At 63.5% G+C, this 20,782-nt stretch carries 22 protein-coding genes; 17 read left to right on the forward strand and 5 right to left on the reverse strand.

Going from position 1 to position 20,782, the window contains the following annotated elements; all coding sequences use genetic code 11:
• Nucleotides 1–36: 36 nt before the first annotated feature.
• The 7 genes from LJX93_RS00785 to LJX93_RS00815 all read left to right on the forward strand — a co-directional run bounded on the left by LJX93_RS00785 (nucleotide 37) and on the right by LJX93_RS00815 (nucleotide 6,608).
• Nucleotides 37–780: a LytR/AlgR family response regulator transcription factor gene (locus LJX93_RS00785; protein WP_033703307.1), complete on the forward strand. Its 744-nt coding sequence runs from the start codon at nucleotides 37–39 to the stop codon at nucleotides 778–780.
• A 306-nt stretch (nucleotides 781–1,086) separates the two neighbouring features.
• Nucleotides 1,087–2,028 carry a hydroxymethylbilane synthase gene (hemC, locus tag LJX93_RS00790; protein ID WP_033703306.1) on the forward strand — a complete coding sequence of 314 codons (942 nt, stop codon included), beginning with the start codon at nucleotides 1,087–1,089 and terminating at the stop codon, nucleotides 2,026–2,028.
• Nucleotides 2,025–2,792 carry a uroporphyrinogen-III synthase gene (locus LJX93_RS00795; RefSeq protein WP_047582863.1) on the forward strand — a complete coding sequence of 256 codons (768 nt, stop codon included), beginning with the start codon at nucleotides 2,025–2,027 and terminating at the stop codon, nucleotides 2,790–2,792. Before hemC ends, LJX93_RS00795 begins: the two co-directional genes overlap by 4 nt.
• 45 nt (nucleotides 2,793–2,837) lie before the next feature.
• Entirely contained in the window at nucleotides 2,838–3,938 is a 1,101-nt protein-coding gene (locus LJX93_RS00800; protein WP_227696645.1) for a uroporphyrinogen-III C-methyltransferase, read from the forward strand.
• Entirely contained in the window at nucleotides 3,935–5,173 is a 1,239-nt protein-coding gene (locus LJX93_RS00805) for a heme biosynthesis protein HemY (RefSeq protein WP_047582867.1), read from the forward strand. The genes LJX93_RS00800 and LJX93_RS00805 overlap by 4 nt, the downstream gene beginning before the upstream one ends.
• A 232-nt stretch (nucleotides 5,174–5,405) precedes the next feature.
• Nucleotides 5,406–5,906: a disulfide bond formation protein B gene (locus tag LJX93_RS00810; protein ID WP_033703301.1), complete on the forward strand. Its 501-nt coding sequence runs from the start codon at nucleotides 5,406–5,408 to the stop codon at nucleotides 5,904–5,906.
• Between the two features lie 231 nt (nucleotides 5,907–6,137).
• Nucleotides 6,138–6,608: an Rsd/AlgQ family anti-sigma factor gene (locus LJX93_RS00815; protein ID WP_033703299.1), complete on the forward strand. Its 471-nt coding sequence runs from the start codon at nucleotides 6,138–6,140 to the stop codon at nucleotides 6,606–6,608.
• 9 nt (nucleotides 6,609–6,617) lie between these two features.
• On the opposite strand, the gene LJX93_RS00820 is transcribed toward LJX93_RS00815, so the two are convergent.
• Nucleotides 6,618–7,268 carry an FKBP-type peptidyl-prolyl cis-trans isomerase gene (locus LJX93_RS00820; RefSeq protein ID WP_033703297.1) on the reverse strand — a complete coding sequence of 217 codons (651 nt, stop codon included), beginning with the start codon at nucleotides 7,266–7,268 and terminating at the stop codon, nucleotides 6,618–6,620.
• 228 nt (nucleotides 7,269–7,496) lie between these two features.
• On the opposite strand from LJX93_RS00820, the gene LJX93_RS00825 reads away from it, so the two are divergent.
• Nucleotides 7,497–8,552 (forward strand): AlgP family protein, encoded by a 1,056-nt coding sequence (locus LJX93_RS00825; protein ID WP_227696646.1) that lies wholly within the window; start codon nucleotides 7,497–7,499, stop codon nucleotides 8,550–8,552.
• Here the strand turns inward: LJX93_RS00825 and LJX93_RS00830 are convergent.
• Entirely contained in the window at nucleotides 8,528–9,010 is a 483-nt protein-coding gene (locus tag LJX93_RS00830) for a TIGR02444 family protein (RefSeq protein ID WP_047582871.1), read from the reverse strand. The genes LJX93_RS00825 and LJX93_RS00830 overlap by 25 nt on opposite strands.
• 50 nt (nucleotides 9,011–9,060) lie before the next feature.
• On the opposite strand from LJX93_RS00830, the gene LJX93_RS00835 reads away from it, so the two are divergent.
• From LJX93_RS00835 to LJX93_RS00845, 3 genes are all read left to right on the forward strand, one after another.
• Nucleotides 9,061–10,971: an ATP-binding cassette domain-containing protein gene (locus tag LJX93_RS00835; protein ID WP_033703293.1), complete on the forward strand. Its 1,911-nt coding sequence runs from the start codon at nucleotides 9,061–9,063 to the stop codon at nucleotides 10,969–10,971.
• Nucleotides 10,971–11,558, forward strand: a complete 588-nt coding sequence (locus tag LJX93_RS00840) for a mechanosensitive ion channel family protein (protein WP_033703292.1) — start codon at nucleotides 10,971–10,973, stop codon at nucleotides 11,556–11,558. Before LJX93_RS00835 ends, LJX93_RS00840 begins: the two co-directional genes overlap by 1 nt.
• Before the next feature lie 124 nt (nucleotides 11,559–11,682).
• Nucleotides 11,683–12,315, forward strand: coding sequence for a LysE family transporter (locus LJX93_RS00845; RefSeq protein ID WP_033703291.1), 633 nt, complete (start codon nucleotides 11,683–11,685; stop codon nucleotides 12,313–12,315).
• Between the two features lie 69 nt (nucleotides 12,316–12,384).
• Here the strand turns inward: LJX93_RS00845 and LJX93_RS00850 are convergent, their stop codons facing one another.
• Both LJX93_RS00850 and LJX93_RS00855 read right to left on the reverse strand, forming a co-directional pair.
• Nucleotides 12,385–13,137 (reverse strand): slipin family protein, encoded by a 753-nt coding sequence (locus tag LJX93_RS00850; protein ID WP_027595137.1) that lies wholly within the window; start codon nucleotides 13,135–13,137, stop codon nucleotides 12,385–12,387.
• Nucleotides 13,138–13,139: 2 nt separating this feature from the next.
• Nucleotides 13,140–14,480 (reverse strand): NfeD family protein, encoded by a 1,341-nt coding sequence (locus LJX93_RS00855; protein ID WP_227696647.1) that lies wholly within the window; start codon nucleotides 14,478–14,480, stop codon nucleotides 13,140–13,142.
• A 97-nt stretch (nucleotides 14,481–14,577) separates the two neighbouring features.
• Here LJX93_RS00855 and LJX93_RS00860 point away from each other — a divergent pair, with 97 nt between their 5' ends.
• The 3 genes from LJX93_RS00860 (at nucleotide 14,578) to LJX93_RS00870 (ending at nucleotide 16,048) form a co-directional block, all read left to right on the forward strand.
• On the forward strand, nucleotides 14,578–15,036 hold the full coding sequence (locus LJX93_RS00860; RefSeq protein WP_033703289.1) for an aminoacyl-tRNA deacylase: 459 nt from the start codon (nucleotides 14,578–14,580) through the stop codon (nucleotides 15,034–15,036).
• 61 nt (nucleotides 15,037–15,097) lie between these two features.
• Nucleotides 15,098–15,340: a DUF2789 domain-containing protein gene (locus tag LJX93_RS00865; protein WP_186660510.1), complete on the forward strand. Its 243-nt coding sequence runs from the start codon at nucleotides 15,098–15,100 to the stop codon at nucleotides 15,338–15,340.
• Between the two features lie 69 nt (nucleotides 15,341–15,409).
• On the forward strand, nucleotides 15,410–16,048 hold the full coding sequence (locus tag LJX93_RS00870; RefSeq protein ID WP_033703287.1) for a hypothetical protein: 639 nt from the start codon (nucleotides 15,410–15,412) through the stop codon (nucleotides 16,046–16,048).
• 6 nt (nucleotides 16,049–16,054) lie between these two features.
• Here the strand turns inward: LJX93_RS00870 and LJX93_RS00875 are convergent, their stop codons facing one another.
• Complete coding sequence (locus LJX93_RS00875) at nucleotides 16,055–16,492, reverse strand: CBS domain-containing protein (protein WP_033703285.1); 438 nt, start codon at nucleotides 16,490–16,492, stop codon at nucleotides 16,055–16,057.
• A gap of 254 nt (nucleotides 16,493–16,746) precedes the next feature.
• Between LJX93_RS00875 and LJX93_RS00880 the strand changes: the two genes are divergently transcribed.
• Genes LJX93_RS00880 through LJX93_RS00890 form a run of 3 tightly spaced genes read left to right on the forward strand, consistent with a single transcriptional unit; the run spans nucleotide 16,747 to nucleotide 20,772 of the window.
• Nucleotides 16,747–18,309 carry an OmpA family protein gene (locus LJX93_RS00880; RefSeq protein ID WP_227696648.1) on the forward strand — a complete coding sequence of 521 codons (1,563 nt, stop codon included), beginning with the start codon at nucleotides 16,747–16,749 and terminating at the stop codon, nucleotides 18,307–18,309.
• 22 nt (nucleotides 18,310–18,331) lie between these two features.
• Entirely contained in the window at nucleotides 18,332–19,942 is a 1,611-nt protein-coding gene (locus LJX93_RS00885) for a hypothetical protein (RefSeq protein WP_227696649.1), read from the forward strand.
• On the forward strand, nucleotides 19,939–20,772 hold the full coding sequence (locus tag LJX93_RS00890; RefSeq protein WP_033703282.1) for a hypothetical protein: 834 nt from the start codon (nucleotides 19,939–19,941) through the stop codon (nucleotides 20,770–20,772). The genes LJX93_RS00885 and LJX93_RS00890 overlap by 4 nt, the downstream gene beginning before the upstream one ends.
• Nucleotides 20,773–20,782: the final 10 nt, after the last annotated feature.

Below are 20,782 nucleotides of genomic sequence, written 5' to 3' on the forward strand. Positions count from 1 at the left end.
ACCTGTGCGAGACTCATTCAGGAATCCAGCGCAATTATGAATGTCCTGATCGTTGATGACGAACCCCAAGGCCGTGAACGCCTCAGTAGGCTGCTCGGCGAACTGGAGGGTTACACCGTGCTGGAGCCTAGCGCCACCAACGGCGAGGAAGCCCTGGCGCTGATTGAAAGCCTCAAGCCTGATGTCGTCCTGCTCGACATCGGCATGCCCGGCCTGGATGGCCTGCAGGTTGCCGCTCGCCTGTGCGAACGCGAGGCGCCGCCGTCGGTGGTGTTTTGCACCGGCGACGACGAATACGGCACCGAGGCTTTCAAGGACAGCACCCTCAGCCATGTGACCAAACCCTTCCAGCCCCAGGCGCTGCGTGATGCCTTGCGCAAGGCCGAGAAGCCCAACCGCGCCCAGTTGGCGGCGCTTACCCGGCCTGCCAATGAAGGCGGAGGCCCGCGCAGCCATATCAGCGCGCGAACGCGAAAAGGCATCGAGCTGATTCCGTTGCCCCAGGTCATCTATTTCATTGCTGACCACAAATACGTGACCTTGCGCCACGAGACCGGGGAAGTGCTGCTCGATGAGCCGCTCAAGGCCCTGGAAGATGAATTTGGCGATCGCTTTGTGCGCATCCATCGCAACGCGCTGGTGGCCCGCGAACGTATCGAACGCCTGCAGCGCACGCCGCTGGGGCATTTTCAGCTGTTTCTCAAGGGCCTTGACGGTGATGCGCTGACCGTCAGCCGGCGCCACGTGGCTGGCGTGCGCAAGATGATGCAGACGCTCTGACCCGCCGTGCGCTGCCTGTTGTAGGAGCGGCCTTGCGTCGCGAAAGGGTTGCGCAGCAGCCCCAGGTTTTCAGCTTCACCGCACAGATTGCCGGGGTCGCAAAGCAGCCCCAGGTTTTCAGCTTCGCCGCACAGATTGCCGGGGCCGCTTCGCGGCCCTTTCGCGACGCAAGGCCGCTCCTACAAACAGCCATCCGTGGGCACAAACACAACAGCCACCCCCACCGCACCGCCTTTGACCCGTATCTGCTAGCGATGCCATCGGAGCTGTTATCATCGGCGGTATTTCTCTGCATCGGGGCGTTCCATGTCCACTCGCGAAATCCGCATTGCCACCCGTAAAAGTGCCTTGGCCCTGTGGCAGGCCGAATACGTCAAAGCCCGCCTCGAGCAGGCTCACCCTGGGCTGATCGTGACCCTGGTGCCCATGGTCAGCCGCGGTGACAAGCTGCTCGACGCGCCGCTGGCGAAAATCGGCGGCAAGGGCCTGTTCGTCAAAGAGCTTGAAACCGCCCTGCTGGACAACGAAGCCGACATCGCCGTGCATTCGATGAAGGATGTGCCCATGGACTTCCCCGAAGGCCTGGGCCTGTATTGCATCTGCGAGCGCGAAGACCCGCGCGATGCGTTCGTTTCCAACCGTTTCGAAAGCCTTGAAGCCTTGCCCGCCGGCAGCATCGTCGGTACCTCCAGCCTGCGCCGTCAGGCCCAGTTGCTGGCGCGCCGCCCGGACCTCGAAATCCGCTTCCTGCGGGGCAACGTCAATACCCGCCTGGCCAAGCTCGATGCCGGCGAATATGACGCGATCATCCTCGCTGCGGCCGGCTTGATCCGCCTCGGTTTCGAAGACCGCATCACCTCCAGCATCAGCGTCGACGACAGCCTGCCAGCGGGCGGCCAAGGCGCGGTGGGCATCGAATGCCGCAGCGCTGACAGCGAAATCCATGCGCTGCTGGCGCCACTGCACCATCTCGACACCGCCGACCGGGTGGTGGCCGAACGGGCATTGAACAAACACCTCAATGGCGGCTGCCAGGTGCCGATCGCCTGCTACGCGGTACTTGAAGGCGACCAGCTGTGGCTGCGTGGCCTGGTCGGCCAGCCCAGCGGTGGCACCTTGCTGGTGGCCGACGCCCGGGCGCCGCGCGCAGCGGCTGAGGCGTTGGGCGTGCAGGTTGCTGAAGACCTGCTGGGCCAGGGCGCCGAAGCCATCCTCAAGGAAGTCTATGGCGAGGCCGGGCACCCGTGAGTGATTGGCGCCTGTTGCTGACCCGGCCCGCCGATGACTGCACAGCACTGGCGCAACGGCTGGCGGCGGCGGGGGTGGCTAGCAGTTGTCTGCCGCTGCTGGCGATAGACGCTGTCGCCGTGGACGAGCGGCAACGCCAGTTGCTGGCTGGGCTGCAGGGCTTTCAGGCAATCATCGTGGTCAGCAAGCCGGCAGCCAGGTTGCTGCTCGAACGGCTGGACCAGGCCGGGCTACAGCCACCGGCTCAAGGCTGGTTCACGGTGGGCGAGGCGACCGCAGCGGTGCTGCAGGGCGCGGGCCTTGAGGTGGCCTGCCCAGCGCAAGGTGACGACAGTGAAGCGTTGCTCGCGCTGGCGGCCCTGCGCGAGGCTATCGGCGTGCCTGCGCCGCGTGTCTTGATCGTCCGCGGCGTCGGAGGTCGCGAACTGCTGGCAGAGCGTCTTGCAGAGCAAGGTGCTAGTGTCGATTATCTGGAACTGTATCGTCGCAGCCTGCCGGAATACCCGGCGGGCGCCTTGATGCGTCGCATCGAAGCGGAACGCCTCAATGGCCTGGTGGTCAGCAGTGGGCAGGGCTTTGAACACTTGCAGCAGATGGCCGGCGCCGATTGGCCGCAGGTAGCGCGTCTGCCGCTGTTCGTGCCGAGCCCGCGGGTTGCCGAGCAGGCCAGGGCCGCCGGGGCCCAACAGGTTGTGGATTGCCGTGGCGCCAGTGCCACGGCCTTGCTGGCAGCTGTGCAGCGCCGCGCTGCACCTGCCTCTTAAGGCGCTAAGCTGAACGCCAAGCGCCCCCATGCAAAGGATGGATACGTGAGCGAAACTGTCTTGTCCAATAATGATCAGCCGTCGGCCCAGACGCCGGCGGACCCCATCACAGCCCCACCTGCCAAGCGCTCCGGCAGTGGTCTGGCAGCACTGGCCCTGCTGCTGGGAGCGGCCGGGGTCGCAATAGGTGGCTGGGGTGTCTGGCAGGTGCGTCAACTGCAAGGCAACGAGTTCAACCAAGGGCAGCACCTTGAAGCGCTGAACCAGCGCGCCGAAGCGCTGCAGCAGCGTGAGCAGCAGATCAGTGCACAGTTGGCCAGCCTGCCGGCCGCCAGCGAGCTGGAAGACCGCCGCCGGCTGGTCTCGCAGCTGCAAGGCGACCAGCAGCGCCTCAGCCAGCGCCTGGAAACCGTGCTTGGCGAAAGCCGCAAGGAATGGCGCCTGGCAGAGGCCGAGCACTTGCTGCGCCTGGCCACCCTGCGCCTCTCGGCCCTGCAAGACATCACCAGTGCCAAGGCGCTGGTCGAAGGCGCCGACGAAATCCTGCGCGAGCAGAGCGACCCAGGCGCCTTCGCCGCCCGCGAGCAATTGGCACGCAGCCTGGCAACGCTCAACAGCACCCAGCAACCCGACCGCACCGGCCTGTACCTCAAGCTGGCCGCGCAACGTGAACTGGTGCAGCAGCTCAGCGCCCAGTCGCCCGAGTTCGACAGCAACGCCGATGCCCTTGGCGCGCTGACTGCCGACGGCGATGGCGCCAGTCGCTGGTCGCAGTGGTGGGCGGAAATCTCCAAGTACTTCCAGATCGACTTCAATGCCGATGACAACGTGCGGCCGCTGCTGGCCGGGCAGTCGCTCAACCAGTTGCGCCTGGCCCTCAGCCTGACCATCGAGCAGGCCCAGTGGGCGGCGCTCAACGGCGAGGCCAAGGTCTACACCCAGGCGCTGGATGATGCGCGCTCTGTGCTGTTGGCCAACTTCAACGCCGACAACCCGCAGAGCAAGGCCATGCTCGACAGCCTCAACGCCCTGGCCGAGCAGCCGGTGTCTGTCGTCACCCCTGACCTGAGCGAGAGCCTGGCCTCGGTGCAGGCCTACATCCAGCGCCGTCACCTGCCGGCCGAGGGTGAAGGGGGCAAACCATGAAGCGGGTCTACCTGCTGGCCGTGCTGGCGATCGTGATCGCCGCCGCGCTGGGTATCGCGGTGGCCAAGCACAGTGGCTATGTGTTGATCTCCTATGGCAGCTTCCGTTACCAGTCGGGACTGTGGGCGGCGTTGGCCGGGCTGATCGCCGTAATCGCCGTGCTCTGGTTGCTGCGCTACCTGGTCGGCCTGGTGCTGACCTCCAGTGGTGTGGTCAACCCGTGGTCGCGACGCAACCGCAGCCGTCGCATCCGGGTGGCCATCGAGCAAGGCCAGTTGGACCTCGCCGAGGGCCGCTGGGCCAGCGCCCAACGCCATCTGCACCGCGCCGCCGAAGCCGAGCGCCAACCCTTGCTGTACTACCTCGGTGCCGCCCGCGCGGCCAACGAGCAAGGCCGCACGGCAGACAGCGACCAGTTGCTCGAGCGTGCTCTGGAGCGTCAGCCGCAGGCCGAGCTTGCCATTGCCCTGACCCATGCCCAGTTGCAGATGGACCGCGGTGATACCGACGGCGCCCTGGAAACCCTGCTGGTCATGCACGAGCGACACCCGCACAACGGCCAGGTACTGCGCCTGCTGCAGCGCCTGCACCTGGGGCGCGGCGACTGGTCGGCGCTGATTCGTCTGCTGCCTGAGCTGCGCAAGGGCAAGGTGCTGCCGGCCGATGAGCTCGCCGAACTGGAAAAACGCGCCTGGGGCCAGAACCTGAGCCTGGCGACGACCCGGGGCGAAGATGCGCAAAGTGCGCGTCAGGCCTTGGAGCGCGCCTGGCAACAGCTTACCGCCGCCCAGCGCCAGGAACCGCAACTGGTGCTGGCCTATGCCGAGCAACTGCGGCAGGTGGGCGCCCAGGGCGAGGCGGAGCAGGTGTTGCGCACCGCCCTCAAGCGCGAATACGAAAGCCACCTGGCCCGTTTGTATGGCCTGGTGCGCGGTGATGACCCGGCACGTCAGCTACAGGCTGCCGAAGGCTGGCTTAAAGCCAACCCTCAAGACCCGAGCCTGTTGCTGACCCTCGGCCGCCTGAGCTTGCAGAACCGCCTGTGGGGCAAGGCGCGTGACTATCTGGAAAGCAGCTTGCGGATGGAACGCAACCCGGAAACCTGCGCCGAGCTGGCCCGCCTGCTCGCCGGCCTTGGCGAGACCGAGCGCAGCAACCAACTGTTCCAGGAAGGCCTTGGTTTGCTGGATGAGCGTCTGTTGGCGCTGCCGTTGCCAGAAGCCGTACGCGCCTGAACCTTTGCCTGAGCCACCCCTGAGCCCGCGCCGAAGTGCGGATTCAGGGGCTGGGTAACTTGTCTGGCAATGTAAGTTAGATCTGCAATCCACTTCTTAAGACGTTTCCTACTTACAGAATGGAAACTTCCTTTGCTATTCAGCGACTTGTCGTCCCTGTAGTGCCTTGAAACAAAGCGGTTGTTTCCTCTACCGTTTCAAGCCACTTCATTCCCCGGGACCACCATTGCCCATGCTGCCGGCCCGTTTACGCACTTTCTTTGTCCCTGCCTGCCTGGCCTCGTTGGCGGTGCTGGTCGGGTCCTATTACCTGGAATATACGCTGGGGCTGATACCGTGCCCGTTGTGCTTCACCCAGCGCCTGCTGTTGGGCCTGTACGCGATGCTTTGCCTGGGCGCAGTGGTACAGGCGCCTTCGACCAGCCGCGGTTACACGCGGGCGCTGCTGGCCTGCTCGCTGACGGGGGCGCTGCTGGCCGCCCGGCATGTCTGGCTGCAAGGGGCGAGTGGGGCGGTCCATGTATGCCCGGCGCCGATCTGGCGGGTGTTCGAGCAATCCTGGCGCGAGGCTGCCCGGCAGTTACTGCTGGGTGGGCCGGATTGCCACTCGCTGACCTGGAGTTTTTTCGACCTGACGCTGCCTGAATGGAGCCTGTTGGCGTTCCTGTTGCTGGCTGCGCTGCCCTTGAGCCACCTGCTGGCGTATCGTTTCCGCACCCTGGCCGGTACTTGACCTGGCGCACGCCTGGGGCGCCATCGCGACCAATGGCGTTGCCAGGGGGTATTAAACACTTGTATGAACTTTGTCTGCTGAGTACCTTGATGGTCAGCACGCGCGGGAATAATCTCCCAGCACGCATACCGAAAATACAACTGCTCGATGCCGTCCTGCTGATGTCACCTTTGTGCTGCGCGGTCGTGGTGCGAGGTGCAGCGGCATCTACCCAGAAGGGAAGAGATCGCCATGCTCGATAGTTGTCAGAACGCCCAGGAACGCTGGGGCGGGGTTCATAAGCTGATCGACCGTTGGCTTTTGGAGCGCCAGGAGCTGGTGCAGGCTTTCCGCGCGTTGCGCGACGCCAAGCCGGCCTTCGCCGACAAGGACAAGAACCGCGATTTCTGTGCGGTCCTGGTCGACTACGTGTCGGCCTGGCACTTCGAGGTCAGCGAACAGTTGGTCAGCGAAGCCAAGGCCTTCGGTGATACGCGTGGCCTTGAACTGGCCACACAGATCAACCCACGTATCGATGACAGTACCCAGATCGCCCTGGCATTCAATGACCATTGCGAGAAGGGCGAGTGCAAGGACCCTGAGCGCTTCGCCGAAAAACTGGCCAAGCTGGGCGGCCTGCTGCACGAGCGCTTCGAGCTGGAAGATTGCCTGATCGAGGTGCTGCACAACGCGCACAAGGAAGAGGGCGCAGTCGAAGCCTGAGGCTTGGCGTCAGTCGCCAACTGCCAGCAGTTCGATCTCGAATACCAAAGGCGTATAGGGTGCGATCAGGTCACCCGCGCCCTCTGCGCCGTAGGCTTGTGCCGACGGAATCACCAGGCGCCATTTGGCGCCTGCATGCATCCGAGGCAAGGCCACCTGCCACCCCTCGATCACCGAGCCCAGGCTGAACCACTGCGGCTGTTGGTTCTGATCGAACACCGAGCCGTCCGGCAACCTGCCTACGTAACGAACCTGTACCTTGCCCCCCGCTTTGGGCTGTGCCCCGGCGCCACTTTGCAGTTCGCTGTAGAGCACGCCTTCGGGTAGCTCATGCACACCGGCCCGTGCCCGCTCGTTGGCCATGAAGCGTGTTTCCACCGCCTTGAGCTTGTCTGCCTCGGCCTGCTCCGCCGTGCTGTCTGCCTGCGCCTCATGCTGCTGCAGTACGGCCTGCATGCGTGCCTTGTCGAGCTTCAGCGGCTGCCCTTGATAGGACTGGCGCAGGCCTTCGACCAAGGCGTCCAGTTGCAAGCCAGGCATCTCGGTGCGCAAGCGCTCGCCCAGGCTGGCGCCCAGGCTGTAAGCCAGGTCGTGGTCGTCCGCATTGGCCAGGGCAAAGGGCGCCACCAGGCACAAACCTAAAACAAGAAAACGAGGCATGGGCAGTTCCTGCGCAATGAGCGGGCCGTTACAGCCAACATCGGGGTGGGCCAGTATCAGCCAAATATGAGCAACGCTTAATTCAGCAACTACACTTTCACGGAGCTGCAAGATAACAACTTTGCCCAGGCATGCAACGCGGCGTAAATATTACTGTCAACATGCCCTAGCGGCGGTAGCAGCAGAAGCATAGTATGAGCCGCAATCTCGTCAGCCAGGAGGTAAACCATGTCGGCCAAAAAGAAGCCAGTAAGTACGCCGTTGCACCTGCTCCAGCAACTTTCGGGCAGCCTGCTCGAACATTTGGAAGATGCCTGCTCGCAAGCGCTGGCTGATGCGGAAAAACTGCTGGCCAAGTTGGAAAAGCAACGGGGCAAGGCACAAGAGAAACTGCACAATGGTCGCCTGAAAATGCAGGACGCGGCCAAGGCAGGTAAAGCCAAGGCGCAGTCCAAGGCCCAGAAAGCCATTGGTGAACTTGAAGGGTTGCTCGACTCGCTCAAGGACCGCCAGACCCAGACCCGCACCTATATCCAGCAACTCAAACGTGATGCTCAGGACAGCCTTAAGCTGGCCCAGGGTGTGGGCAAGGTGCGTGAAGCCGCCAGCAAAGCACTGGACCAGCGCGCCGTAGCCGCCAAGGCTGCAAAACCGGCCGCTGCCAAAGCCCCGGCGAAAGCCGCCGCTACCAAGCCAGCCGCTCGCACCGCCGCCAAGCCAGCCGCCAAAGCCGCCACTGCCAAGGCGCCAGCCAGAGCTGTCGCTAAACCCGCTGCCGCCAAGGCGCCAGCCAAAACCGCCGCCGCCAAGCCTGCGGCCAAGCCAGCCGCCAAACCAGCCGCTGGCAAAGCTCCGGCCAAGGCTGCTGCTGCCAAACCCGCAGCCAAGCCAGCTGCTGCCAAAGCCCCGGCCAAGGCTGCTGCTGCCAAACCCGCAGCCAAGCCAGCTGCTGCCAAGGCACCCGCCAAGGCCGCTGCCGCCAAGCCTGCAGCCAAACCAGCTGCTGCCAAAGCCCCGGCTAAAACAGCAGCGGCCAAACCTGCGGCCAAGCCTGCGGCGAAACCGGCCGCTGCCACCAAGGCACCCGCGCGTGCCGCCGCCAAGCCCGCTGCAAAACCGGCGGTGAAAGCAGCCGCCAAGCCAGCAGCCGCCAAGCCAGCCGAAACCAAGCCGGCCACGGCTGCCACCAGCACGCCTGCTGCCGCGACCAATTCGGCCGCCCCGGCCCCGGCCGCTTCGGCACCTGCCAGCACCCCGGCTCAGGCGCCGTCTTCGGCCTCCTGAAGCGCTGCCGCCGCGACGCGCAATTGATGCAGCGCGCGGTGTTCTCGGGCCTGGTCCGGCGCTAGCCGGGCCAGCCAGTCGTCCGTGGGCTCGTGAGAGTCTGCGGGCCACTGTTGCGAAAGCGCCTGCAAGCGTGCCAGCAAGGTCTTCTCGGCCTGCAATTCCAGCCCCTTTACCTGCTCACGCAATGCCGCCAACAGCGCATCGTTGTGCGCTGCCGTGCGCCATTGTTGACGCAGGCCACGTAACGGGGCCACCACCTCACGCTGCCAAGGTTCGGCGATATCAACCAGGGCCTGCGCGCGCTGCTCAGTCACGGCCACGCCGCGTGCTTGCAGCCAGGTCGCACAGAGCAACAGGCAAACGTCGCCGCCCAGCGCTTGCACGCCAAGGCAGGCCTCTTCCACGCCGGGCCTGGCATACAAGGCCAAGGCGTGATTCCACAGGTCGGTGCACATGATTCCACTCACGCTACGGGCCGAGGAAGCTGGTAGACTCCGCGACCATCATGATCAGACTATCCAACCTCACTTTACAGCGTGGTCCGCAGCGCTTGCTAGAAGGCGCCGAGATGACCTTGCACGCCGGCCACAAGGCCGGTTTGATCGGCGCCAACGGCGCCGGAAAATCCAGCCTGTTCGCCTTGCTGCGCGGTGAGCTTTCGCCCGATTCCGGCGACTGCCAGCTGCCCGGCGACTGGCGCATAGCCCACATGCGCCAGGAGGTCGACACCCTCGACCGCTTGGCCGTGGACTATGTGCTCGATGGCGACGTGCGCCTGCGCAAGGTGCAGGCCGAGCTTGCCGTAGCCGAAACGGCGCATGACGGCACCGCCCTGGCCCGCCTGCACAGTGAGCTGGAAAGTGCCGACGGCTATACCGCCGATGCCCGCGCGCGCAAGCTGCTGGCAGGCCTGGGTTTCACCAACGAGCAGATGGACCGCCGTGTCGGTGACTTCTCCGGTGGCTGGCGGATGCGTCTGAGCCTGGCGCAGGCGCTGATGTGCCCGTCCGACCTGCTGCTGCTCGATGAGCCCACCAACCACCTGGACCTGGATGCGATCCTCTGGCTGGAAGACTGGCTCAAGGGTTACCCCGGCACCTTGCTGCTGATTTCCCACGACCGCGATTTCCTCGATGCTGTGGTCGACCACGTGCTGCACGTCGAGCAGCGCAAGCTCAACCTGTACAAGGGCGGTTACAGCGCGTTCGAGCGCACCCGTGCCGAGCGCCTGGCGCAACAGCAGCAAGCCTACGAGAAGCAGCAGGCCCAGCGCGCGCACATGGAAAAGTACATCGCCCGCTTCAAGGCGCAAGCCACCAAGGCCCGCCAGGCACAGAGCCGAATCAAGGCCCTGGAACGTATGGAAGAACTGTCGGCGGCGCATGTCGATTCGCCGTTCGATTTCGTCTTCCGCGAATCGCAGAAAATTTCCAGCCCGCTGCTGGACATGTCCGAGGGCTGTCTGGGCTATGGCGACAAAGCCATCCTGGAGAAGGTCAAGCTGCAGCTGGTGCCGGGTGCGCGCATCGGCCTGCTCGGCCCCAATGGTGCGGGCAAGTCGACCCTGATCAAGAACCTCGCCGGCGAGCTGGCACCGCTGTCGGGGCGCCTGGTCCGTGGCGAGAACCTGGCCGTGGGTTATTTTGCCCAGCACCAGCTCGACTCCCTGGACGACAAGGCCAGCCCGCTGCTTCACCTGCAGCGCATTGCCCCCACAGAGCGCGAGCAGACGTTGCGCGACTTCCTCGGCGGCTTCGATTTTCATGGCAACCGTGTCGACGAACCGGTGGTGAATTTCTCCGGCGGCGAGAAGGCCCGGCTGGCCCTGGCGCTGATCGCCTGGGAGCGGCCGAACCTGTTGCTGCTGGACGAACCGACCAACCACCTCGACCTGGAAATGCGCCTGGCCCTGACCATGGCCCTGCAGGAGTTCGCCGGTGCCGTGGTGGTGGTTTCCCACGACCGTCACCTGCTCAAGAGCACCACCGACGACTTCCTGCTGGTGGCCGACGGCAAGGTCGGTACCTTCGATGGCGACCTGGAAGACTACAGCCGCTGGCTGCTCGACTACCGTCAGCGCAGTGCGCCGGCCAGCAACGCCCCAGCCAACCCGGACAAGACTGACAAGAAGGCCCAGCGCCAGGCGGCAGCGGCCTTGCGTCAGCAGTTGGCACCGCACAAGAAAGCGGCCGACAAGCTGGAGGCCGAGCTCAACCAAGTGCACGGCCAGCTGGCCGAGATCGAGACTGCGCTGGGTGACAGTGGCGTCTACGAGGCGGCGCGCAAGGATGAACTGCGTGACCTACTGGCCCGCCAGAGCAAGCTCAAGCAGCGTGAAGGCGAGCTGGAAGAGGGCTGGATGGAAGCCTTGGAAACCCTCGAAAGCATGCAGGCCGAGCTCGAGGCGCTGTCCTGATGGAGGAGTTGCGCTCGCTGCTGCCGGGGCAATGGATGGATACCTTCTGGCTGGGGTTGCAGATTCTGCTGATCCTGGCCGCCGCCTTCGTGCTGCAGCGCGTCATCGCCCGTGGCCTCAGCCGTCTGGGCCAGCGTTATCCATTGCCGCCGGAGTTGCTGGTGCCGGTGCGTGGCAGCCTGCGCTGGTTGATCATGGGCAGCGCACTGCTGTTCGTGCTGGAGCGCATGGGGGTTTCTGCGACGGTGCTGTGGACGGCGCTGTCCGGTTTCGTCGCGGTGGCCGCGGTGGCCTTCTTCGCCATGTGGAGCGTGCTTTCCAACCTGCTGTGCGCAGTGTTGATCTTCACCGTCGGGCCGTTTCGCATCGGCGATGTGGTGGAGTTGGTCGATACCCTGGACAAGCCTGGGGTCAAAGGCCGGGTCATAGCCATCAACCTGCTGTTCACCACGCTGATGGAATTGCCCGAGGCGGGCGGGGCGCTGGTGCAAGTGCCCAACAGCCAGTTCTTCCAGAAGTCGGTGCGGCGCTGGCGGGGGGCTGAAGTGCAGGGCCTGAACAGGGACTTGTCGAGCGAGTCTGACTGACCCCCTGACATTGGCCAGCAAAGAGGCCGCTACAACCCCCGCACACACTCAAAAAATCGCTGGTTATTTTTTCACCAACACCTTAGCTTAACGTTTTGCAACATATGTTCGAGCGAGGTGTGTGATGTCGATGGAAGTGTGGTTGGGCTTCTTTGCTGCGTGTTGGGTGATCAGCCTTTCACCGGGGGCCGGGGCGATTGCCTCGATGTCCAGCGGCCTGCAGTACGGTTTCTGGCGCGGTTACTGGAACGCCCTGGGCCTGCAGATTGGCCTGATTGTGCAGATCGCCATCATTGCCGCCGGTGTCGGCGCCATCCTTGCTGCGTCCGCCACTGCCTTCACGATCATCAAGTGGTTTGGCGTCGCCTACCTGGTGTACCTCGCCTACAAGCAATGGCGTGCGTTGCCGATGGACATGAGTGACGAGCCTGCCGTACGCCCCATCGGCAAACCGCTGAGCCTGGTGTTCCGTGGTTTTCTGGTCAACGTCAGCAACCCCAAGGCCTTGGTGTTCATGCTGGCGGTGCTGCCGCAGTTCATCAATCCCCATGAAGCGCTGCTGCCGCAGTACGTGGCAATCACCGTGACCATGATCACCGTCGACATGCTGGTGATGGCGGGTTACACCGGCCTGGCTTCGCGCGTGCTGCGCCTGCTGCGTACGCCCAAGCAGCAGAAGCGGCTGAACCGTACCTTTGCCGGGTTGTTCCTCGGCGCGGCGACCTTCCTGGCGACCCTGCGCCGCGCGCCTATCTGAAAAAAGCCCGCGAGTGATGGCACCGGCTTCGCCGGTGTTCGCGGGGCAAGTCGGATCGCCGCACCGCCGCTATTTCGGTTTTTCCACAAACCCCTTGAGCAAATCCAACGGCAGCGGAAACACGATGGTCGAGCTCTTGTCCCCGGCTATCGCCCCCAGCGTCTGCATATAGCGCAATTGCATGGCCCCCGGCTCCTTGCTGAGCATCTGCGCCGCCTGCATCAGTTTCTCGGACGCCTGCAATTCCCCTTCGGCATGGATCACCTTGGCCCGCCGTTCACGTTCGGCCTCGGCTTGGCGTGCGATGGCACGCACCATCGATTCATTGAGGTCGACGTGCTTGATCTCGACATTGGCCACTTTGATGCCCCAGGCATCGGTTTGCGCATCCAGCACTTGGCGTATGTCGGCGTTGAGCTGCTCGCGTTCGGCCAGCAGCTCGTCCAGTTCGTGCTTGCCGAGCACTGCGCGCAAGGTGGTCTGGGCAAGCTGGCTGGTGGCGACGAGAAAGTCCTCGACCTGAATGATTGCCTTCTGGGGGTCGAGCACGCGGAAGTACAGCACCGCATTGACCTTTACCGAGACGTTGTCGCGGGTGATCACATCCTGCGGCGGCACATCCAGCACGACCGTGCGCAAGTCTACCCGGACCATCTGCTGGATGACCGGGATCAGCAAGATCAGCCCCGGCCCTTTGACCTGCCAGAAGCGCCCGAGCTGGAACACCACGCCGCGCTCGTACTCTCGCAAGATACGGAACGCCGACAGCAACAGCACGCCCAGCAGCATCAGCAGGGCGCCGAAACCCAATTGCATGAACATCGTCATTCTCCTTGCACCGAAGGTGCAGCGGCGCTTACCTCCAGCATCACGCCGCGACGCGCCATGACGCGCACGTGTTGGCCAGGTTGCAGTGGCGTCGCGCACTGTACCTGCCACTGTTCGCCCTGCGCCTGTACCGAGCCGCAGTACGGGTTGTCTGCCAGCACCTGGGTGACGGTGACCAGGCTGCCGACCAGGCCGGCATCACCGCTGACCAAGGCGCGTTTGCGCGTTTTCAGCGCCATGCCCAGCACGCCACCGATGAACAGCGCCGAAAGCAGCGCCAGGCTGGCGATCAACGCCAAGGGGATGCCAAAGCCGGGGGCATCGGTATCCATCAAGATGACCGCACCGACCACGAACGCAACGATGCCGCCAAAACCGACCACGCCAAAGCTGGGCAAGAACGCTTCGGCGATCATGAAGGCCAGCCCAAGCAAAATCAGCGCGACCCCGGCGTAGCTCACCGGCAGCAACTGCAGGGCATACAGCGCCAACAGCAGGCAGATGCCGCCGATCACGCCGCCAACGGCGGAGCCAGGGTTCATGAACTCGAACAGCAGGCCGTACACGCCGACCATGATCAGCATCAGCGCCACGCTGGGGTTGGTGATCACCGCCAGCAAGCGCGTGCGCCAGTCCGGCAGGTGCTCGACCAGGCTGGCATCGCGGGTGTGCAGTTGCCGTGGTTGGCCGGCAACCTCCAGCGTCTTGCCATCAAGCTGGCGCAGCAGGTCGGGCAGGTCGTTCGCCACCCAGTCGATTACCTTCAGTTGCATGGCCTCGTTGGCAGACAGGCTGACCGCTTCACGCACCGCCTTCTCCGCCCAATCGGCATTGCGCCCGCGCAGCTGCGCCAGGCCCCGTATGTAGGCGGCGGCGTCATTGACCTGTTTGCGGGCGAGGGTTTGCGCATTGTCACCGGGCCTGGCCTTGTCGTCCTTGGGGGCGCCGCCGATCTGCACCGGTGTGGCAGCCCCCAGGTTGGTCCCTGGGGCCATGGCTGCAACATGGCTGGCATAGAGGATATAGGTGCCGGCACTGGCAGCCCGCGCCCCGCTGGGGGCGACGAAGCTTGCAACTGGCACGGGGCTGGCGAGTATTGCCTTGATCATCTGGCGCATGGCGCTGTCCAGGCCGCCGGGCGTATCCATGCGAATGACCACCAGTTGCGCGCCCTGCGCCTGGGCCTGGTCCAGGCTGCGCACCAGGTAGTCTGCACTGGCCGGGCCGATGGCATCGTCGATGCTCAACACCCAGACCGCTCCGGGCGCGGCCTGGCCGCTCGGCGTCAACCCGAGCAGCATCAACAGCAACAGCCAGCGCCACCAGCGAGCGGCCACCTGTCGTCACCTCGTTCGCCTCTATTACACAAGTTTAGTCATGGCTGGCGGCCCAAGGCCTAAAATTGAAGATTGGGGGTAACTGCGGAGGTGCATCATGCGCATGGCAAAGACGCTGCAGGCTCGCCTGGACAAGGCCAACTGCGACTACGACATCATTCCCCATCCACATTCGGCCACCAGCCTGGAATCGGCCCGCACGGCTGGCGTACCCGCCGAGCGTGTCGCCAAGTCGGTGATGCTCGATGACCGGCATGGCAACTACATCATGGCCGTGCTACCGGCCAACCGGCACCTGGACATGAGCAAGGTACGCATGTCCGGCGCCTGGCAACTGACCCGCGAAAGCGGCTTGCCGAGCCTGTTCGGTGATTGCGAACGGGGCGCGGTACCGGCGCTTGGCGATGCCTACGCGATAAAAATGATGCTCGACCCGACCCTTACCCGCCAAGGTGATGTCTACCTGGAGGCAGGTGACCACGATCACCTGATCCACATGAGCATGGAGCAGTTCATGAAGCTGGTGCCGCACGCCGAAGTGCGTGAGCTGTGCTGATGTTCTCAAACCAATGCCGGGCGGGCGTCGTAGACGGCCTGGCCGGCTTTCAGGAGGAACCATGGAAGCACCTACCCACCCATTTGCAGACCTTTTCAAACAGCTGGGCTTGCCTGACGATGCCTTGAGTATCGATCAATTCATCACCAGCCATTCACCGCTGCAAAACGAGATCAAGCTGGTGGATGCCCCGTTCTGGACCGACGCCCAGCGCAGTTTCCTGAAGGACAGCATCAATGAAGATGCCGATTGGGCGGTGCCCTTCGACCAACTCAACGAAGCGTTGCGTCGCCCCCGAAAATAAAGCGCCGAGCGGCACCTGACGAGTGATTGGCCGTTGCTATGCTCAGGAAAACAATAAGGGGATAGCGCGATGAAAGATCCCTACGCACCAGGCTTCTGGTGCTCCGTGACGATCCTGGGCACGCTGACGGCCAGTTACTTCTATGGCATCAGGCAGACGCAACAGATGAACCAGGCGGTGCAGTTTCTCTACGCCGCCGCCGCGGTCACCGTGGCGGTTGCGCTGGTGGCGCTGACCTGGATCGCCTGGCAGCACTTGCACCTGAACAAGCGCGAAGTGATTCAGGGGCGAACGTTGCTGACCATCTGGAACACCAAGGTGGCCCTGCGCCGGGTCGAAACGGTGTTCGACCGCTATTTCTGGGGTAGCTACTGGCATTCCGGGCGTACGTTCGAAGAGGTCATGGGCGAGCTCAAGGGCACGCCCCTGGAGCAGAGCCTGGATGCCCTCAAGCGCCAGTGCCGGGCGCTCGACCGCGAAATCCACGATCACCAACACCATTGGCTGGCCAACGCGCGGGACTTATCCAGTGTGGCGGCGGCCATGGCCCGTGAGCGCTACCAGCTCGACCTGGGCGAACCCACCTGTACCGGCAACGGTACCACCGCAGTGCTCAATCGCGACCTTGAAGTGCTGGTGTATACCTGGTCGGCGCGCCTGCGCAGCTTCGACCATCAACTGGACGAACTGGAGCGCGCCTACCATTGACGCGGTTCATTCGCCGCGGATGTACTGCTCCAGCTGCAGTATCAGGTTGGCCTGCTCGGCAATGGTTTCCTTTACCAGGTCGCCGATCGACAACAGGCCGAGCAGCTCGCCGTTGCTGACCACCGGCAGGTGACGCAAATGCAGGTTGGTCATCTGGTTCATGCAGTATTCCAGGTTGTGCTTGGGTTCGACCGTGATCACCGGGGCGCTCATGATCTCGCGCACCGGTGTTGCCGCTGACGAACGGCCCTTGAGCACCAGCTTGCGGGCGTAATCGCGTTCGCTGACGATGCCCACCACCTGGTTGTTCTCCACCACCGGCAGTGCGCCGATATTCTTCTCCGCGAGCAGCTTGAGCGCCTCCAGCACCGAGTCGTCAGGGCCGATGGTGTAAACGGTCTGGTGTTTCGACTTGGTTTTGAGGATTTGTTCGACGTTTTTCATACGGGCCTCTGCGGTGGAAAAAGCGTTGTCTCCAAGTAAATAAAGCATCCGGCACGGCGCTCTGCACGGCAATGCAGGAAACGGCATGGAGGCGATTGAAAAACGTCATGGTTGAGCCGATTGCGTACTTCGCGCAGGAGGCAGGCCAGATTTAGTGTGCTGGGGACCTTCCTGGGGGCGGCAATGTTCCCAATAATCTGTGACAATGCATGTCAAGTTGCCATCATCTAGACCTCGTTCGGCAAGGAGCCGCAATGCAAAGTATGTTTCGCCTTACAGCGCTAAGCTGCGCCTTCATGATCGCTGCCGGTTGCAGCAGCCAACAGAGGGAGAGTATTTCCAAGACTGTAAAAGACATTGGCAAGGACTACGGCCTGCCAGTGCTCTGTGGTGTCGGGGCCGTGGCCGGGGGGGCTGCCGGTTATGCCCTCAAAGGCAAGGACGGCATCTTGCCCGGCGCCGCAGCTGGCGGCGCCTTGGGTTGCGTCGTCGGTTATGTGTGGCAGTCCCGCCTGCAGGAGCTTGACCGCATCGCCAAGGAAGAAAACCTGAAGATCACCACCGAGCAGTTGACGGTCGCCTCGGCCGCCGTGGTAACGGCGGTGCCTGAACAGGCAGGCCTGGTGACTCAGATCGAGGACACCGGCATGTTCGCCACCGGTTCCGACCAACTGACCGCAAGCGGCCAGCGGGCCGTGGCCAAGCTGGCGCAGATGTATGCCAAGCCTGCGGCCAGCGACAAGCAGGCTGCCGCCAAGGAGGCGCAAGCACGTCGCCTGCTGATCGTTGGCCACAGCGATGCGGTGGGTAATGCCGAGTTCAACCAGAAGCTGTCCGAGCGCCGCGCCAAGACGGTCGGCAAGGTCATGCTGCAGGCCGGCATCCCGGCCGGCGCGATCTACTACCAAGGGGCCGGGGCATCGCGCCCGATCGCCGACAACAGCGACCCGCTGCTGCGTGGCAAGAACCGCCGCGTGGAAATCGTCGAGCTGGCAAACGAACAGGCCCTGGTAATGCGTGCCCAGGCCGAAGCGAGCAACACCCGCTACCTGCACTACGGCACCTCGACCGCCGCCAAGCCCCGTCAGGCGGCCACCACGGCGCAAGCGAGCAGCAAGCCTGCGCCGACCAAAGCCACCACGGCGCAGCGTACGCCTGCCGCGACCAGCACCAGCACCAGCACCAGCACCAGCACCAGCACCAGCACCAGCACTGCCAAGGCCGTTGCTGGCGCACGACCGCAAGTCGATTTCGCGGGTACGCCGGTTGCCAGCTACAACTGGACCATGGCCCAGAACATCAAGCCGAAACAGAGCGGTTTCACGCTGATCAGCAGCGCCTACGCGGCGCAGATGCCGATGTCCAGCTGCGAAGCCGACCGGCCACGCAATGCCGGTGAAGTGCTGAGCATGGCCAATGACCAGCCCTTGCAGCGGCGCGCCACCAAGGACTATCTGCCGGGCTACAACAACCGTGTCTGGGCCAACCTGGTCAACGGGCACCTGGTGACCGTGTCGCCGGTCTCGATCTTGCGCGAGAACGCCCGGGTCGATCGCCAGCCGATCCTTCAGCTGGTCGAAGACTACAAGCTGCCCACCCAGCACAAGACGCGGACGATGAACGCCGTGGCCAACACCTATGAAGGCGAAAGCGAAGTGCTGTACCGGGTCTTCGCCAGTGATGCCCAGGCCTCGATTTCCTGCATGGATATCGTGTTCAGCAAAGACAACGCCGAAGTCAACGAGGGTGCCTTGTTCTATGCCGCCGGCAGTGACGCGTATGTCGCTTCCTACAAGCCGATCCCGGCCAAAAAATAAATCCCCGTCAAGGACGTCCTGAATGGAAGACTTTTCGCTTGCTGCACTCAAATCGCTGATTCTCGCTAATCAGTTGCTTTCCGCTGGCCTGCTTTCGCTGCTGATCACGGCGGTGATCGTGCGTAACTACTGGGAAGAGGTGTCCTACTTTCTGATCCGTGTCTGGCACAGCTTCCCCTTGATCGGCACGGTGGCGCGCTTGTCGCGCAAGCCAGCTTCGGTCGACGGTGACGGCTGGATCAACCACGAAGTCAACCTGGCGAACGTGTACAACAAAAAATTCAAGCTGTACGCCAAGGACGCGAACGCCTACAGCGCCTACCTCGATTACCTGTCCAAGGCTGGTGAGGCCGGGCGTTCTGCGCGCCCGTGGTGGGTATTGGCGGTAGTACTGATGTTGGTGGTGGTCGAGGCCATGGGCTTCGCCTATGTGGTCGCCGGCTGGGTGAACATGGATGCCTCCACCAACGACCGTCATTGGCTGACCGCTTTTGTGGCGATCCTGCTGGCCGTCGCCTCGGCGTTTCTTGCCGAAGCCGCCGGGCACGCGTTGCACCACAACAGCCTGGTCGCCCGCGCCCGCCACTGGTGGCAAGGTGAAGAGCCCTCCAAGCGCTCCCGCTCCCTGAAGTCCAACAAAGCGATCAACCTGGAAGACTCGTTCGACGACTCGGACAAGCCTGACTACGAGCAGCTGCTGGCCCGCGTAAAGGATGTAAACGCCAACGTCACGCGCAAGTTCTTCTGGTTGATCACTTGTGGTGTGTTCGTGGTTGCCATGGCCATCGGCGCCTTCGTCATCCGTTCGGCCACCCTGGACAGCATCGAGACCGAAATGGTCAACGGCATGCGTGCCGAAGCGTCCTCGCAAAGCAGCACTGCAGGGTCGCCATTCGACCTGCCGGCAGAGTCCCAGGCCATCAACGATGAAGCGGATAACGCCACCATCGACGACAAGATGCAGGCGATCCGCAAGGCCAGCCTGACCACCTATGTGATGCTGTCGCTGATCTACGTGGCGATTCAAGGCATCAGCCTGTGGTTGGCGAGCCGCTACTTCTTCGCCGGTACGCACTCGCATACCGCCTGGCAGCGTACCCACAAGTACGCCACCTCCGAAGAGATGCTCGATGCAATGGATCAGCAGCGTTCGGCCATCGCCAGCCATGCCGATGACAAGCTGCGTCGCCTGCAGACCTTGTTGTCCAGCCGCGATCACACCGATGCCAACGTGCTGACTGCGCTGGACGGGGAAAATACCGCCCGCCGCAATTTCCTGAGTTTCGTCGAGCACAAGGCAGACAAAATCTCGGAGAAGCCGGAAAAGCCAGTTCGGCCCGTTGAAGCCGTTGCGCCAGCGCCAGCTGCGGTCGCCGTCGCCGTCGCCGCCGCCGCGCCGGTCGAGCCCCAGCCTGCCGTTGCCCCAGCTGCCCCAGTTGCGGCAGTGGTCGAGCCGGCCGCTATCAAGGCGTCTGACTTCCACGATGTCACCGGCCTGCCGGAAGAAAGCCTGGCCGCCGCCAGCCGTGCGCTGAATGTCAGTGAGGCGCAACTGCGTGATATCCGCGAGCAACAGCAGGCGCTGAAGGCGCTTGGCCTGTTCCCGGCGAACAAGGAGGGCATGCTGTCATGAGGCTTGCCAAGGCCCTGATCCTTGCGCTGGCGCTGCCGTGTGCAGCGCTGGCCGCCGAACGCAACGACCTGCAGAGCTGCTACACGCGCAACGGCCTGGCCGATATCAAGCCAGCAGGGACCGGCCGCGAGCTGGTGGTGATCATCGATCAGACCATCCCGATGCCTGAAGACCTGCAGCGCAGCAGCTGGGGCCAGATCGACCGGTTCGTGCAGCCGGGCGATCGCGTCAGGCTGTATACCTTCTCGGCGTTCCTGCCGGGTGAGTATCAGCGCCTGGTGTATGCCGGCGAGCTGGACATGCCGTTGCAGGGCGAGGTGCGTGACGATGTGAACATGCGCAAACTGCGTGGCCTGGACCAGTGCCTGGCGACCCAGAAAAAAGCCTTTCAGGCAGGCTTTGGCGGCTTGTTCGTGAAAGGCCTGCGTGAAGCCCGCCAGGACATCCCCAAGAGCGAGATCATGAACACGCTGCGCCGCGTGGGTGAAGACATGGGCAAGGAGCAGGGTGTCCAGGAGCGGGTGGTGTACCTGATTTCGGACATGCTCGAGCATTCCGACTACACCAGCTTCTACGCCGCCAATCAGATCAAGCAGCTGGATGTCGCCAGCGAGCTCAAGCTTGCGCAAAGCAAGGGGCTGTATGCGGACCTGCAGGGTGCACGGGTGTATGTGTCTGGCGCGGGCCTGGTCACCGACGCGGTGAAGCATGCCTACCGTTCCGGCAAGACCATGGATGCGCTTAACAACTTCTGGGCGCAGTACCTGAATGCGTCCAACGCGACGCTGGAAGGCTTTGGTACACCGAGCCTGAGCACCGACCTTCGGTAATCAGACACTG

This window comes from Pseudomonas sp. HN2-3, assembly GCF_020691745.1.
Lineage (GTDB): Bacteria > Pseudomonadota > Gammaproteobacteria > Pseudomonadales > Pseudomonadaceae > Aquipseudomonas > Aquipseudomonas capeferrum.

Excerpts from the sequence above, each read along its gene's own strand:
- LJX93_RS00820 (WP_033703297.1), bottom strand. The coding sequence starts at position 7,268 with ATGCCTCGTTTTCTTGTTTTAGGTTTGTGCCTGGTGGCGCCCTTTGCC.
- LJX93_RS00835 (WP_033703293.1), top strand. The coding sequence starts at position 9,061 with ATGATCAGACTATCCAACCTCACTTTACAGCGTGGTCCGCAGCGCTTG.
- LJX93_RS00880 (WP_227696648.1), top strand. The coding sequence starts at position 16,747 with ATGCAAAGTATGTTTCGCCTTACAGCGCTAAGCTGCGCCTTCATGATC.
- hemC (WP_033703306.1), top strand. The coding sequence starts at position 1,087 with ATGTCCACTCGCGAAATCCGCATTGCCACCCGTAAAAGTGCCTTGGCC.
- LJX93_RS00815 (WP_033703299.1), top strand. The coding sequence starts at position 6,138 with ATGCTCGATAGTTGTCAGAACGCCCAGGAACGCTGGGGCGGGGTTCAT.
- LJX93_RS00875 (WP_033703285.1), bottom strand. The coding sequence starts at position 16,492 with ATGAAAAACGTCGAACAAATCCTCAAAACCAAGTCGAAACACCAGACC.
- LJX93_RS00805 (WP_047582867.1), top strand. The coding sequence starts at position 3,935 with ATGAAGCGGGTCTACCTGCTGGCCGTGCTGGCGATCGTGATCGCCGCC.
- LJX93_RS00890 (WP_033703282.1), top strand. The coding sequence starts at position 19,939 with ATGAGGCTTGCCAAGGCCCTGATCCTTGCGCTGGCGCTGCCGTGTGCA.
- LJX93_RS00860 (WP_033703289.1), top strand. The coding sequence starts at position 14,578 with ATGCGCATGGCAAAGACGCTGCAGGCTCGCCTGGACAAGGCCAACTGC.
- LJX93_RS00810 (WP_033703301.1), top strand. The coding sequence starts at position 5,406 with ATGCTGCCGGCCCGTTTACGCACTTTCTTTGTCCCTGCCTGCCTGGCC.
- LJX93_RS00850 (WP_027595137.1), bottom strand. The coding sequence starts at position 13,137 with ATGTTCATGCAATTGGGTTTCGGCGCCCTGCTGATGCTGCTGGGCGTG.
- LJX93_RS00840 (WP_033703292.1), top strand. The coding sequence starts at position 10,971 with ATGGAGGAGTTGCGCTCGCTGCTGCCGGGGCAATGGATGGATACCTTC.
- LJX93_RS00845 (WP_033703291.1), top strand. The coding sequence starts at position 11,683 with ATGTCGATGGAAGTGTGGTTGGGCTTCTTTGCTGCGTGTTGGGTGATC.
- LJX93_RS00870 (WP_033703287.1), top strand. The coding sequence starts at position 15,410 with ATGAAAGATCCCTACGCACCAGGCTTCTGGTGCTCCGTGACGATCCTG.
- LJX93_RS00865 (WP_186660510.1), top strand. The coding sequence starts at position 15,098 with ATGGAAGCACCTACCCACCCATTTGCAGACCTTTTCAAACAGCTGGGC.
- LJX93_RS00885 (WP_227696649.1), top strand. The coding sequence starts at position 18,332 with ATGGAAGACTTTTCGCTTGCTGCACTCAAATCGCTGATTCTCGCTAAT.
- LJX93_RS00830 (WP_047582871.1), bottom strand. The coding sequence starts at position 9,010 with ATGTGCACCGACCTGTGGAATCACGCCTTGGCCTTGTATGCCAGGCCC.
- LJX93_RS00825 (WP_227696646.1), top strand. The coding sequence starts at position 7,497 with ATGTCGGCCAAAAAGAAGCCAGTAAGTACGCCGTTGCACCTGCTCCAG.
- LJX93_RS00785 (WP_033703307.1), top strand. The coding sequence starts at position 37 with ATGAATGTCCTGATCGTTGATGACGAACCCCAAGGCCGTGAACGCCTC.